The sequence below is a fragment of the Methylocystis sp. genome, from assembly GCF_046349115.1.
In the GTDB taxonomy this organism is placed as follows: domain Bacteria; phylum Pseudomonadota; class Alphaproteobacteria; order Rhizobiales; family Beijerinckiaceae; genus Methylocystis.
The window spans coordinates 67,853-81,342 of the sequence record NZ_JAXMCX010000001.1 but is presented as its reverse complement, the minus strand read 5'-3'; the positions used below and the strand labels follow the sequence as shown (position 1 = coordinate 81,342).

Genomic DNA, 13,490 nt, shown 5'->3' with positions numbered 1-13,490 from the left:
CCTCAACCCAGCGCTTGGATGATCTCGATTTATTCACAATACCAGCCGTTCGACGCGCAACTGCGCGACCGCGCATCGGTTTTTAAGCTTGTGTCAACCGGTCCGACGGAAGCTCCGCCGCAGTCGCGCTTCAAGATGATTCCGATTTCCTTGCTCACCATTGTAAATCAAAGTACTGGGGGAGGGACACCCAAGGTTGCCTCCCGCGTGACGAAGCCTTGGTGAAAATGCTAAACGGAGACGGAGGTCTGCTCAGCTCGTCATCAAAGTCAGGTCGTAGCGATTTGCGTCGTTTCCTTCGACTATGGGTTCTGGCAGTCGCCGTCAGCGTCGCGGGATGCGAGTCTTCGACATTGGGCGGGCCGCCGGTCGCCGAGTGGAATGTCGAGCCGATCCAGCGCGGGCCGCGAGGTTCGGGCGGCGGCGGGCCCAATGCGGTGTCGCTGTCGCGATCTCCCTCCGCCCGCACGATCGTTTCTGCCGGCACGGGGAAATTCATCGGCTCGGTCAGCAATCGCCCAACTCCGGCCGAGCAGGCGGGAGAGGAAGGGGTCACCCTCAATCTCGTCAATCTTCCCATAGCGCAAGCCGCGAAAATCGTCATCGGCGACATTCTCGGCGCCGACTTCGTGGTCGACCCCAAACTCGACGGCAAGGTGACGGTCCATACCGCCAATCCGGTGCGCAGAAGCGTCGCCCTCGACCTGTTCCAGTCCGCCTTGCGCGTCTCCGGCGCCGCAGTGGTCAACGCCGGCGGAATCTACAAGGTGGTTCCCGCCGATCAGGCGGCGACCTCCGGCGAAACGATTACCGCCGAACCCGTCTCCCCGACGTCGCAGCCGCTCGGCGACGTGGCGCGCGTCGTGCAGCTTCGATACGTCTCCGCCTCGGACATGAAACGCGTGCTCGAGCCGATCGCCGAGAGAGGCGCGATCGTGCGCGCCGACGACGCCCGCCAGACGTTGACCTTGAGCGGATCGGCGCAGGACATCGCGACGCTGCAAGACGCCATCAGCATGTTCGACATCGACATGATGCGCGGCATGTCGTTCGCGCTCGTGCCGGTGCGCAGCGGCGACGCGGATATGCTGGCGGAAGACTTGAAGAACGTCTTCGGCTCGGAAAAGGAAGGGCCGATGAGCGGTATGATCCGTTTCATCGGCAACAAGCGGCTTTCATCGATTCTCGTCATTTCATCGCAGCCGGAATATCTCGCCCGCGCCCGCTCCTGGATTCAAAAACTCGACGCGCGCGCCGAGCACAGTGAGAAACAGTTCTTCACCTATCGCGTCCAGAACCGCCCCGCCCAGGAATTGATGGTCGTGCTGACCTCCATCTTCGGCGCCAAGGGCCAGCAGGCCGACTCCGGCGTATCGCCCCGCTTCGGATCGGCCGCGCTGTCCTCCGGCGACAGCGCGTCGGGGGGCGGCCAGCCGTCGAGCAGCCCGCTCGGGGCCTTATCGGCGAGCGGCGGCGCCGGCGGCGCCAGCGGCGGTTTAGGAAGCGGCGGATTGGGAAGCAGCGGCGGCTTGGGAAGCGGCGGCCTGGGAGGCGGCGGATTGGGAGGCGGCGGCTCGGGCGGTCCGTTGAGTTCGGGTACGGGATCGGGCGGGCCCAGCGGCTTCAGCGTGCCGGGGGGACAGCAGTCCGCCTCGTCGGCGGCGCCCACGCCGGCGGTTTCGCTCGACAATGATCGCTACAAGGTCGGCGTCGACCCGGCCAAGAACGCGCTTGTCGTCATGGCCACGCCCGAGGACTATCGACGCATCCGGCAAGTGATCGAAACACTCGACGTCCTTCCAAACCAGGTTTTCCTCGAAGCGACCATCGCCGAAGTGAAGCTCAACGACACGCTGCGCTTCGGCGTCCGCTGGTTCATGCAGAACCATGCGAATCTCTTCGGATTCGGCGTGGCCGGCAACCAGGCGGGGCCGGCGGCGAACACGACGCTCGGCCAGAATCTTCTCGGCGTCAACGTCGCCGCCAACTTCCCCGGCTTCGCCTACGCCTTTCGGGCGCTGAACCAGCAAGTGACGCTGAATGCGCTGAACGCGATCACCGAAGTGAATGTGATTTCGACGCCGTCGCTGACCGTGCTCGACAATCGCGAAGCGATGTTGCAGGTGGGCGACCAGATACCGGTGCAAACGCTCACCAGCGTGTCCGCCATCGGCAATACATTCAACTCGGTGAACTACACGAATACCGGCGTCATCTTGAAGATCACGCCCCATATCAGCGAGAGCGGGCGGGTGATGCTCGAACTCGAACAGGAAGTCTCGAACGTCGATCCCAATACGCCGCCGGGAAGCACGACTCCGACCATTCAGCAACGCAGGGTCAAGACTCAAGTGGTCGTCAACGATTCGGAATCGCTAATGCTCGGCGGTCTCGTGAAGGATCAACGTGGCCGCGCCGCCACACAATTGCCCGTGGTTGGGGACGTGCCGCTCGTCGGCAACCTGTTCAAGGACAAGGGCGACGCCGTCGACAAGACCGAACTTGTCATCATGATTACACCGCATGTCGTGCGTTCGCTGACCGAGGGGCGCGAGATTACCGAGGAGTTCAAGCGCAAGCTGCTCGACATTTCGACGCGGGCGATCGGACGGCCGCACGATATCGAGCAGTCCACCCGGCGCACCCTGTTCGATCCCTGGTCGCACAGCCCCTGGCGGGCTGATCGCGAATCCAGATAACGATCAGCAATCGGGAACGCCCGCGCCGTTGGTCGCGATCATCTCGCGAAGCCGACCGACATATTTCGATTGTCCGCGACGCATTTCCCTGAGCGCGAACGGCTTCCCGCTCGTGGACGACAGATCCAGGACCGCATCCTTGGCGACGGTCTGGCCCGTCGCGAGCAGCGCCTCGACATGGATGAGGAAGGCGCTCTGGCCGCTTTGCTGATTGAATTGGGCCGGAAAACGACGATCGCCGCGATCGAGCGCATTGGGATAAGGGACGGCGCGCAGCGCCTGCACGTCGGCGAGCTGAAAGCCGGCGAGCGCGGCGAACAGCGCGGGCGGACTCGCTCGCGCGTCGACGCCCGCGCTACGCGAGTAAGTCGTCGCCAATTGCACGAGAGCGTGAAACAGCGGGGGAGTGACGCCGTCCACCTGATCGAGTTCGAGGACTGTCTCGAAGGGCGCCTGCTTGGGTCCGAAAGGCTTATCCGATGGCGGCGCCGACGCTTGCTGGCCGAGGAGGCCGGGCGGCGCGCGAAACGCGAGAATCGACTGAACGACGGACTTCGCGGCGCGGGCTTCGACGCCGAGTCCGACCAGCGTCAACTCCAGCAATTCCGGGGAAGCGGCGTTAAGATCAACCTTGCCGGCCTCGTCCTCGATGGCGACCGCGATCGCCGCCCCTTCGAAGACGCAGTAGCGCGGCGCGCCGTCTTGGATCGGCGCGTTCTGCGGCAAGCCGGCTTTCGCGTTTCTTTGGGCCATGAGCGTCAGCGTCGCGAGATTAATCACGCCGTCGGCGATGTAATTCGCTTGCGTCGCGCTCGCGATATTATGAGCCGTCTGCAAGCGAAGACGCCCCGTCGTCATGAAGGAAACGACGAGGATCGAAATGATCCCGACGCCCCAAATGACGGCAAGAAGCGCGAACCCCGCGCGTGTCCTTTTTCCCTGCGCTTGCGAAAGGCTTGGCGCCTTGGTCATTTCGCCTGAGAGGGGCCGCGCGAGATCGCGCCCGGTCCGCCTTCGCGGCCTTCCGGACCGAGCGAACCGATGTCATAGGGGCCGCTTTGGCCAGGCGAGCGATAAAGATAAGCGTGTCCCCAGGGATCCTTGGGCACGCTCGCCGTCTTGAGATATGGCCCGCTCCAGGAGGACACGCCCGCTGGCCTTTGCGCCAACGCGTTCAAGCCTTCTTCGGTCGAGGGATAGCGGCCGGCGTCGAGATAGAAGAGATCGAGCGCGCTTGCCAGATTCTCCATTTGAATCTGCGCCGTCTTCACCTTCGACTCGGACAGGTAATTCAGCACGCGCGGTCCCACGAGCCCGACGATGGAGCTGATGATCGCCAGCACGACGAGCATTTCGACAAGCGTGAAGCCCGCGCGTCGGCGTTGCGCGCGAAAGACGCGCCGCCGGCGCGCGACATGGGCCTGCTTCAAAAAATCATGACGAATGCTCTTTGCGACGCCGTGCATTCCTACATCCTATCTCATGCGGAGGTCCGCGCGCGACGCGCGCGAACGGAAGTCATTTTATGCACGGCCGATTCAAGCCGCAATAAAGGGGATTTAGAGTTCGACATAGACGTCGCAACCGTAGACCGACGTCGGGGCGCCAGCCGGATCTTCGATCATGTTCCAACATTTGCCGACGCCGGCGATCAGCCGATAAATAAAGACGCCTTCAAGTTCGACGACTCGCTTTTCGGGCGCCCTTTGACGTCCGAGGTAATTGAAATAGGAAACCGCGATTTCGTCGCGGCAGCGATAGAGCGTGCCGCGGTCCAACAGGAAGACGCTGGCGCGATCCTTCGCCTGGCTGACGCAATAGGAATAATGCGTGAGCGCCTCCGGCCTTACGCTGATTTGCGCCTCGGCGGGCGCGACGCAGATCAAAAGGACGCCGCTCAGCAAGACTCGCCAAGCGATTTCTCTCGCGCTTGTGACGCGAGACTCCGACATGCCGGGGAGCAAAGGCTTTCTTGCAGGCGCCATGGGCGATTTTTAGGATGAAAAACAAGACAAGGCAATGAAAGCCGGCGCGCCTCCGGCGGCGGCTTTCCGCAACCGCCGGCGGCCGGCGCGTTAGGGCGAGACCGGCGGCAGCGAGTTGGCGATGAGTTGCGCGGCGGCGTTGGCGACGCCAAGACAGGAGGGATGGCCCCAGCCGCTGGGGCTGACGCCCATGCCGCCGTTCGGATTGGGGATGATGTCGAACACGATATTGTCTGGCCGGTCGGGCGCGCCGCCAACGCCGGCGATCGACCTGAGATGGTCGAGGTTAAGATATTTGCGAACGCGCCAGGCGACAAGGTGATCGGCGCAGGACGTATCGCCGTCGACGCCGAGGCCGCCAACCTTAACGTTGCCCCCCGCATAGAGGGCGAGCCCGCCGCCGAAAACATTCAGACCGCCGATGACCTGTCCGATCATGGGGTCGGCGCCTGTGCCATAAGTCGTCGTATTGGTCGGACCGGTATAGATGAGATTGCCGGTGTTGCTCGAGCCGCCGCTAAAGCTGCCGAAGCCGCTCTGATAAGCGCCAAAGCCGATCCGGTCGCCATAGGCCCCCGCCGCCGCGACGGGATCGCCGTGCTGGAGGCCATAGAGGCTGCCGCCGGGATTGACCGCAGCGTAAAGATTAGCCGACGACAAGGCGAGCTTGCCATAGGCCAGCGCCGTGCCCGAGCCGGAATTCGGCGTCAGGCCGAGGCTCAGCGTCACGGCGGTAAAGGCCTTTTGCGCCGACATCACGCGGCCCGAGAGCCATTGACCCTGGATCGGATCGCCGCTCGAATTGGCGACGACGCATACGACGCCGTCCGGCGCCACGATCGTCGCCCACATATTGAGGCCGAGCGCGAGGCCACCGCCATAGCCCGTCTCGCTGATCGCCGCTCTGAGCGCATTTTGCAGTTGCGACACGGAAACGCTCGGACAAGCGGCGTTGGCGGCGAGCGCCTCCGTCGAGAGAAGGCAGGCTGCGGCGCCTGCGATCAATATTTTGCGGCTCATGGCCCCTCCCGCAAATCTTTCTAAGCCCCGTTACTTGGCCTAGGCGATTGTATTAAACGCGCAGGTCCCCCCGCCGGTTCCTCAGCTTGGCCGGCCGGCGACGCGCGCTGATGTCGCAGGCTTCATCGTCGCAGGGTCGCGCTTGATCAAATTCGCCCACGCAACTTAAATTCTCGTCTCCATCGGAGTCGGAGGTCGCCGTGTCTTCGCGTTCCTTATGCGCCGCAAGTCTTTTCATCTTCTGCGCCGCCATGCTGTCGCCCGACGCGGCGTCGGCCTATAGGCGGCAGGTCTGGCGCGCGCCGGGTCCTCCGCGGCTTGGACCATGGATCGAAAAGGGATGGTGCTGCGAGGACTGGTCCCGCGCCCCAGCGATCCGCGATTGGGCCTTTTCGGCGCCGTGGAACTATGATCCCCAAACCGGCTTTCCTTCCAGCACCGCGGAATACCCCTGGGGCTACACGACTCCCTTCGTCAAAGTGGGGCGGCGATGCGTCGCAAGCGAAATTAACGGCAGCCCGGGAGGCGCCTGGGTTCGCTATCAGCGGGTCATGCCGTCCTATTACTGCCGTTGATCCGGCGCGGAGGTCTCCCCGTTTTGCTGGATACCCAGTGTGGCGCCCGCGCCGACAGCCCCAGCGCCGTCTCGATCATGCATACTCGGGCAACGCAAAATCATCTCTGAGGCTCTTGCCCAACATGAGATTGGCGGCGCCGGGCAAGGCCATCAATCTGGTCGCCTGATTCCGGAACCAAATCCCAAACGCCGTTCGCGGCGCGAAGGTGGAGGCAAAATTCGCAGCGGCATGCTGCTTGCCCTCGATGAAGGGCCGAAGCCGGGACTCATAGGCCGCGAAGGCCTTTGCGTAATCGCCCGACGAGCGCGAAATCTCTCCCGCCAGCACATAGGCCTCGGCCATCGCGAGCCCGGCCCCTTCGCCAGCGAGAAAGGACACCGCCATGCCGGCGTCGCCAACGAGCGCGATCCGCCCGCGACTCCAGGACGGCATGCGTATCTGGCTGACTCGGTCGTAGTAGAGATCATCGGCGCTTTCCATCGCCGCCAGAATACGGCCCGACTCCCATCCCGCGTCGCCGAAGATCGTTTTCAGCGCGGCTTTGGCCTCCGCTGGACCTAGCGGTTCGGCGCCGTTTAAAAGTTCGCTTCTGAAGACGAGCAGGAAAAGCGTTCGGCCGTCGCGCAGCGCGAAGCGACCGATCTGGCGCGACGTAGCGGCATGGAGGATATAGGCGTTCTCGTCGCGCGTCTCATAGCCGGCGGTCTCGAACGCGGCGAAGCGATAGCCGAGGTCCTTTTCGAAACGCTCCTCGGCGCCGAAAATCAATTCGCGCACCTGCGAGCGCAACCCGTCGGCGCCGACGACGATATCCGCGTCGCGCCACTCGCCGCTTCGCAGCGCGATCCGCACGCCGTCGTCATGTTCATCGATTGCGGAAATCTGGTCGTCGAAGATCGCTTCGACGCGCCCCTCGATCGAGCGATAGATTTCCGCAGCGAGATCGCCCCGCGCCACGCTCGTCATTCGCCCCCCGATCAGATCGCGGAGCGCGTCGACGGCGAAGCCGCCGACCTTGCGCCCGTCGTCAGCGAGGAAACGAACCTCCCCAACCCGATAGCCGGCCTGCCGCACGGCGGGGAGAACGCCCATTCGTTCGGCGACCTCATAGCCGACCCCCCAGAAGTCCATGATGTAGCCGCCGGTCCTGAGCGACGGGGCGCGCTCGATCAGGAACGGTTCGTGCCCGGCGCGCAACAGCCAATAGGCCAGCGTCGCTCCGGCGATACCGGCGCCGCTGATCGCAATCTTCATCGCGACTTCCTTTCGTTTCGGGACGCCTGCCGCGCGCCCCTCGGCAATCGACTCAGACGACAGTGTGTACCAATGGTACACACTGTCGTTTCTACCGAAAGATTGAGATATGGTCAATGCGATGAGTCGCCGCCTCGACAAGCTCGACGCCGAACGCCAGAAGCGCCTGTTCGAGAGCGCCGCGGAAGAGTTTGCCGCGCACGGCTTCGACGGCGCTTCCCTCAATCGCATTCTCGAAACATCCGGGATGAGCAAAAGCTCGCTCTATTACTACTTCGACGACAAGGCCGATCTGTTCACGACGATGATCGAGCGATCGCTGGCCGTCCTCTTCAAGGAGATCGGCGGCTTCGATCCGGCGGCGCTCGACGCGGAGACGTTCTGGGACGGTTTCGAGGAGCTCTATCGACGCGCCATCGCGGTCGTCGATAGAAACGCCTGGCTCGTGCAATTTGGCGGCATGTTCTATCGCCTGCGCAGCGATCCAAGGCAGGGATCGGCGACCGGACGGCTCTTTAGAGCGGCAAGAGAGTGGGTCGCGCTGATCATCGCGCGCGGTCAGGCGCTGGGCGTCGTGCGGACCGATCTGCCGCAATCATTGCTGATCGATGCGACGATGTCGCTGCTCGAGTCGCTCGATCGCTGGGTCGTCGCTCATTGGAGCGAACTCGAAAGGACCGAGAAAGACGCCATGCCGCGACAGCACATTGCGCTGTTTCGCAGCCTCATCTCCGCCCCGTCTCGATGTGATCGAGCCGACGCGCAGTAGTCAGCGCGCGCTATCGAACGCGTCAGTGGAGAATCAAGTTCGCCGTTCAAGGCCTATATCGACAACATCTTTTGAAAGTCCGCTTCGGATTGGCCCGCGCCAAATTACTGCGCCGCCATCTCGACGAGTTTCGCGATGGTGTTCATGTTGCGCGCCGTGCCATCCTTCGCCGCCGGAATTCGCAGCTTTGAATTTGCCATTCCGGCGCCGTAGTGAACAAAAATCTCGCGGGCGCCAAGGCGTATCTCTTCCGATCGCTGGCCAACGACATGCGTCAGGGCGTCGGAAGGAGGAGACGCGTCGAGAAAAATTGCGACGGTTCGCTTGGGCTCGGCGTTCGGAAACGGGTTTGTCGATAGCACTTTGGCCAGTTCGGTCGCGGTTCGGACGATCGCCCCGACAGGTTTTCCCGCATAGGCCGCAAGCCGCTTTTCGATTTCAACTTTCACCTCTGAAGCGGTAGCGCCGCTTTCGAAAACGACATTGCCGCTCGCAATGTAGGTGCGGACATTCTTAAAGCCGCAATCGACGCACATCGCCCAGAGCTCGGCCATCGGGAGCTTACCCGTGCCGCCAACATTCACAGCGCGCAGAAAGGCAATATAGGTCGCCATAAAAAATGATAGCATAGCTCGCGCTCAGGCGCACAGCGCCGTCACTGCGGGAGAACGCCCGCCGGCGCGCTCATGGGCACCAATAGACTGTGTATTTGCAGGCCTCGCTGTCATAGGTCGCCGACGATCCTCGATAAAAGGAGGGATTGCTGCCGTAAAACCCCAAGCCGCGTCGATAATCGTAGCCGTTATAAACATACGGATAGCCGCCATAATATCCGAAGCCGCCTCCCTTTCCGCTGTGAACCCGATAGCCGTCGCGCGCGAATGCGTCTTGGTTTGCGGTCATCGTCAAAGCCACAATCGCGAGCGCGGCAGCGAACGCCGTCGCAATTTTTGTCGCCATAGCTCATCTCCTCTTCCGACGAGGGATACGGCAAGAACTAGGAAGCGCCGCCTCGCTGAGAAGACTTCATTCGACCGGCTTTTATTCCCCCGACTAAAATAATTTTTTCGTCTGCCTACGATCGATCGCTCATATGAAACGACCGCTCAATTGAACTACAGCGTGACTGAGCATCAGCTTGCCGCATCGCTGACGGTCAGCTTGAAGAAGGCGCGTCGACTGACGCGGCGAGAGCGTTGGCTTGGCGCAACGCTCTCGACAGAAGTTTTGCGGTTCAGATTCGACGGCGTGATTGCGCGCGCCCGCCCGAACGATCGCTTCGCCTGGAAGAGGAATCATTGGCGAGGTTATTGAACAAATGCGAGGATCTGTATTTCGCTTCGCATTTGGATCGTGTGACGGCTTGGCCCCGTTGGTCCGCCGTCATCCAGTCGGCATAGCGAAAGCTTCCCGACCCTCTACTAACGGTGGGCCATTTTGCTTTGCCGGGAACCGTTTTTCGGCCGCGTCGCGTTTACCAACGCTCCCACTCCCACCAATCCGGGTGCGCTCGGCGCCAATCGGCCTGTCGCTGTTGATTAGCGCCGATCATCATTCCAAACCGAATGCATGCCTGACGACTACCGCTCCAACAAAGTTGACGCAGTACAATAAGCTCAGATTCTATCGCGAGCGGCTGTTGAGCCATGGCTACGCCGCCCAGCGACGGATTGGCGGGCGTATAGCAACTGGCGAGAACGATTGCGGCGCCTGCAGCCATTGCAGCGAACGAAGTTTTCTTCATAGAGCTGTCCTCTTGGGCCGGCCGATTATCGGCGACCGCCTCGATGAGGACTCACTCCAGTTTATCAACAGTACATTAACGCGGGTGCGGCCGAAACAGTGTGGAAACACTTCATCTCAACCCTCCCTCAAGCCAATTCTACAGAGAATAGCGGCCGGCGCGCACGCCGACGAGAAACATCAGAAAGGAGAGCCATGCGAGCGCCGCAAGCACGCCGGCAACGACCACCACTACGTTTATCCGACCGTCTTTGAAAAACATTTCTCAACTCCTCGGCCAAACGGCGCGCCGCTTGCCGGACCACCGCCGTGCTTGCCGGCGAGGCTGAGAACCCCGCCGCCAAAAATCATGCATGGCGATAATGGCGATGATAGTGATGGACCACTCTGGCCACGGGAGACGGCGCCGGGCTAACAAGCGCGGCCGCGGAATTCCCGGTCAACTGGCGCTCCCTAGGGGAGTGCTGCAAATCAATCAAATCAGGTAGTTATCGTAAAAGTGGGACAGTTTTCTTTCCACCCAATCCTGAGGTTTTTCGGGAACAGTGTCCCACCTGTAGGTTTTCAGGATTGGATAGTGCTGTCGTGAGGAAAGGGCCTTTATCAGACGCGGGTCATGCAACGAACTCTTGTTTCGCGCGTTATGCCAACAAATTGCGCGACAAATAAAAGTTTGAGGGGAATCATGAAATCAATGTTCGGTGTGCTAGCCATTTTTATCGTCTGGCCCGCTCTGGCTGGCGATCTTGATAAATATAAGCCAGCTCCACCAGAGCCCAAAAGTGACCTGCAGCGCTCTTTAGAAAACCCGGTCGAACCGAATCCGCCGCCTACGGCCCTCGAAAAGCTGGAACGCGGGGAGATACCAAGCAGTGAAAATAAGGCACCCTCTGGTGGGTTGTCTCCCACATTTGACCCGCCCGGACTGAAGTACGAAAAATCGTATTAAAGCAACGTGCTGGTTTAAGCGAAACCTTGAGCCAAGTTCAGGACATCCCTTGCTCCTGGAAATTGATAGCGCCCCTAAACAATTTAGGCGCGAGGAAAAAGAGAGATGAGTCGAAGGCTGGCATTCATTGCCATAGTGGTTTGCACTGCCCTACCCTCATTCGAGGCAGCGGGGCAAATTGTTGGTCGCACTGTGCGTACAACTGTCACTCATCGAGATGGCTCTAAAGAAGTGATAGAACCAAATGGCAGGCATTCTTTTTTCAATCCTGACGGGTCCCCACGCGGTATCAACAAAACTTGCAGCACGAGTGGCTTGATTGTCTCCTGCAACTACTGGGGACCAAATTCGTACGGTGGGAGGCGTTAGAGCGATGCGCTCGATTGATAGTCAGTCATGGCGGACCCAGCGACGGTTCGGAAAACAAATGAGCAAACTGGCGCTTGCACTCACAACGCTTGGTCTTAGCGCTACCTCAGCGTCGGCTGAGTGTTCCTCATACATAACAGACTGGTGGTGGCACACACATGGCCAAAAGGTGTGCATGACTCGGAACAACCACCCGACGCGATCGATATGGGTTAGATACGTCATACAGCCTCCCCGGGAGTATCGGACGCAAACCTTGTCTCACGGTGCGACAGGCCGCATTGCTGTATGGGATGAGCATGAGAACGCTAGCTGCGTGTTATTTCAATGCGAGTTTGTCTCTAGAAGGAGTCGACGACGCTGATTTTCCACCGTCAAAGCGATGTAAAGAAAACGTTCGTTTGTTGAAACATTTAAAAGGCGCGTCCGTGCCACCCATAGTCAAGAGCAGATGCTCGGCCTGCCCGTGACCGCGACGATAGCGAATTGCCCAAAGCCTACGCCGCGCGTGCCGCATCCAGGTCTCCATGTTCGAAGGCCGACGACATGCGGCTTATTTCAGCCGGCGCCAACCCCATGTTGGCGGCGATATCGCGCCAGTTGGACACTGCTTCGCCTGTGCTGCGCGCGATCTGTTTTGCCTCCACCTCTTTCAAACCGAAATACCGCGCAACCGAATACGCAAGATCGAGCGATGCGGTGCCGTCGTCGAGATCGATCGCTGTAGTCAGCACGCGGGGTTTGACGTCGGCGGGAACCGGATTCAGGTCATAGGCAGGCGAAAGACGCCAGCCCTGCCCGCCTGCATAAAGGAATCCGTGATTGCGCAGATGGTCGTCGGTGTTGGAAATGAGAATACTAAAGACGATCCTGCGCCAAAGTTGCTCCATATCCTTGTTCGGCGCGGCGCCATGACGCCGCAGGGCGTCGACGAATTCGAGATAGCTGCGGGACTCGTTATCGGTCGCGCCCAGCATGCTCATCGCCGACAGGAAGGGAACGCGGCAGCCGTCTGTGCGGTCGAAACGACGCAGCAAAATGACCGGCTTGTCTGCAACCGATTCAAGCCGCCAGTCCGGAACCGGCAGCCCTGATCTGGCGGCGAGCGTGAGGGCAAAGGCTTTCCAGGCGACTGTGTTGATTTCGTCGTCGCGGCGCGGAAACTTCGCGATGGCGAGGTGTCCGTCCTTGTCCCTGACGGACGCCTTCGGGCGCGCCCCGCCCAGGGATGAGCCGGGAGCAAGCAGCAGGCGCAAATCTTCGTCGGTGTCGTCTTCGTCCAGCAGCCGCTCGGTGGCCGAAAGAAGCCGAGGCAATTCGATGAGCGGCGGAATGCGCGAGCGTTCGGCCGCCAGAAACGGCCCCCCTTCCCTGTTGGCGAAACGCAGTGCCCCTGCGGTCTCGAAAAAGAAGCCGTTGGCGGTGATGTCGTAGGGCTGTGCGAAAAGTTTTGTCATGGTCGTTTCCCTTTGCTTGCGGGCCGCGTGATTGCGGCGTCGTGGGGCAAAAGGGACCGGGACCATTGGACGAGGGATCAAACGCCGTGCGCCAGCGCGCCGCCGTGCGGGGCGGAGCTGCACAAGCGCAGCGCGGAAGCGAGCCGCGTTGATCCCGAGGCGGGACCGGTCACACGTCCCCGGATGAGAGGCCGTCTGCGGCTTGCCTGTGCGGGAAACGATCAAAAGTTCGGAAGCATTCGCTGCTACCGATTGGTGTTTGCTGCCTGCCCGTATTCGCCTTACACCCCTGGAAGGGGTCGAAGGCCGCCAGGCTGCGGCGGGCAGAAGTCAGGAACGCTCTAAAGCCTCGGTCACTTCTTCTTGATCTTCGTCCTCCGCCTCGTCGGTTGCGGCGGCAATATCCTCGGCGGACAGGCCAGGTTCCCGTGCCAAAAGCTCACGAATTGGGGAAAGGTTAGGGAGCGACAAAGCTTTTTCCAGCGCCGCGTCAATCTCGTGTCGCGTGGCGTCCGTGTGAAGATGTGCGATTGCACCAAGCTCCTTTTTTGAAACCGCGTCATAGGCGTTTGCAAGCGCGTCGAGCTGCGGCTTTTTCAGTTGCCGCACGTCAAGCACAGGCATGGACGACCATGCGGGTTTTTTCATCTGCATCCACGCGCCTTCG

At 61.1% G+C, this 13,490-nt stretch carries 14 protein-coding genes; 4 read left to right on the top strand and 10 right to left on the bottom strand.

The genetic code is table 11. The annotated features are described in order from the left end of the window. Window positions 1-353 precede the first annotated feature (353 nt). Entirely contained in the window at window positions 354-2,699 is a 2,346-nt protein-coding gene (gene gspD, locus U1E20_RS00395) for a type II secretion system secretin GspD (RefSeq protein WP_409978607.1), read from the top strand. A 3-nt stretch (window positions 2,700-2,702) separates the two neighbouring features. Here gspD and U1E20_RS00390 read toward each other — a convergent pair whose 3' ends face one another. The 4 genes from U1E20_RS00390 to U1E20_RS00375 all read right to left on the bottom strand — a co-directional run bounded on the left by U1E20_RS00390 (window position 2,703) and on the right by U1E20_RS00375 (window position 5,704). Then, window positions 2,703-3,671 (bottom strand): general secretion pathway protein GspK, encoded by a 969-nt coding sequence (locus U1E20_RS00390; RefSeq protein WP_409978606.1) that lies wholly within the window; start codon window positions 3,669-3,671, stop codon window positions 2,703-2,705. Continuing rightward, window positions 3,668-4,165 carry a type II secretion system major pseudopilin GspG gene (gene gspG / locus U1E20_RS00385; RefSeq protein WP_409978605.1) on the bottom strand — a complete coding sequence of 166 codons (498 nt, stop codon included), beginning with the start codon at window positions 4,163-4,165 and terminating at the stop codon, window positions 3,668-3,670. The genes U1E20_RS00390 and gspG overlap by 4 nt, the downstream gene beginning before the upstream one ends. 93 nt (window positions 4,166-4,258) lie before the next feature. Next, window positions 4,259-4,603, bottom strand: a complete 345-nt coding sequence (locus tag U1E20_RS00380; protein WP_409978604.1) for a hypothetical protein — start codon at window positions 4,601-4,603, stop codon at window positions 4,259-4,261. Window positions 4,604-4,774: 171 nt separating this feature from the next. Continuing rightward, a complete protein-coding gene (locus U1E20_RS00375; RefSeq protein ID WP_409978603.1) occupies window positions 4,775-5,704 on the bottom strand; it encodes a hypothetical protein in 930 nt (309 codons plus the stop codon). Between the two features lie 200 nt (window positions 5,705-5,904). Here U1E20_RS00375 and U1E20_RS00370 point away from each other — a divergent pair, with 200 nt between their 5' ends. Continuing rightward, the gene (locus tag U1E20_RS00370) at window positions 5,905-6,279 is read left to right on the top strand and encodes a hypothetical protein (RefSeq protein WP_409978602.1); all 375 of its coding nucleotides are present in this window, start codon (window positions 5,905-5,907) and stop codon (window positions 6,277-6,279) included. A gap of 75 nt (window positions 6,280-6,354) precedes the next feature. On the opposite strand, the gene U1E20_RS00365 is transcribed toward U1E20_RS00370, so the two are convergent. Beyond that, window positions 6,355-7,536, bottom strand: a complete 1,182-nt coding sequence (locus tag U1E20_RS00365) for an FAD-binding domain (protein WP_409978601.1) — start codon at window positions 7,534-7,536, stop codon at window positions 6,355-6,357. Between the two features lie 109 nt (window positions 7,537-7,645). On the opposite strand from U1E20_RS00365, the gene U1E20_RS00360 reads away from it, so the two are divergent. Beyond that, complete coding sequence (locus U1E20_RS00360) at window positions 7,646-8,305, top strand: TetR/AcrR family transcriptional regulator (RefSeq protein ID WP_409978600.1); 660 nt, start codon at window positions 7,646-7,648, stop codon at window positions 8,303-8,305. 104 nt (window positions 8,306-8,409) lie between these two features. Here the strand turns inward: U1E20_RS00360 and U1E20_RS00355 are convergent, their stop codons facing one another. The 3 genes from U1E20_RS00355 to U1E20_RS00345 form a co-directional block, all read right to left on the bottom strand. Further along, window positions 8,410-8,934 carry a DUF1697 domain-containing protein gene (locus U1E20_RS00355; RefSeq protein ID WP_409978599.1) on the bottom strand — a complete coding sequence of 175 codons (525 nt, stop codon included), beginning with the start codon at window positions 8,932-8,934 and terminating at the stop codon, window positions 8,410-8,412. Window positions 8,935-8,989: 55 nt separating this feature from the next. Beyond that, the gene (locus tag U1E20_RS00350; RefSeq protein WP_409978598.1) at window positions 8,990-9,265 is read right to left on the bottom strand and encodes a hypothetical protein; all 276 of its coding nucleotides are present in this window, start codon (window positions 9,263-9,265) and stop codon (window positions 8,990-8,992) included. A gap of 922 nt (window positions 9,266-10,187) precedes the next feature. Then, a complete protein-coding gene (locus U1E20_RS00345) occupies window positions 10,188-10,310 on the bottom strand; it encodes a hypothetical protein (RefSeq protein ID WP_409978597.1) in 123 nt (40 codons plus the stop codon). A gap of 423 nt (window positions 10,311-10,733) precedes the next feature. On the opposite strand from U1E20_RS00345, the gene U1E20_RS00340 reads away from it, so the two are divergent. Beyond that, window positions 10,734-10,997, top strand: coding sequence for a hypothetical protein (locus U1E20_RS00340; RefSeq protein ID WP_409978596.1), 264 nt, complete (start codon window positions 10,734-10,736; stop codon window positions 10,995-10,997). 866 nt (window positions 10,998-11,863) lie between these two features. Here the strand turns inward: U1E20_RS00340 and U1E20_RS00335 are convergent. Further along, on the bottom strand, window positions 11,864-12,823 hold the full coding sequence (locus U1E20_RS00335) for a type II toxin-antitoxin system HipA family toxin (protein WP_409978595.1): 960 nt from the start codon (window positions 12,821-12,823) through the stop codon (window positions 11,864-11,866). A 330-nt stretch (window positions 12,824-13,153) separates the two neighbouring features. Further along, a complete protein-coding gene (locus U1E20_RS00330) occupies window positions 13,154-13,477 on the bottom strand; it encodes a hypothetical protein (RefSeq protein WP_409978594.1) in 324 nt (107 codons plus the stop codon). Between the last annotated feature and the right edge of the window lie 13 nt (window positions 13,478-13,490).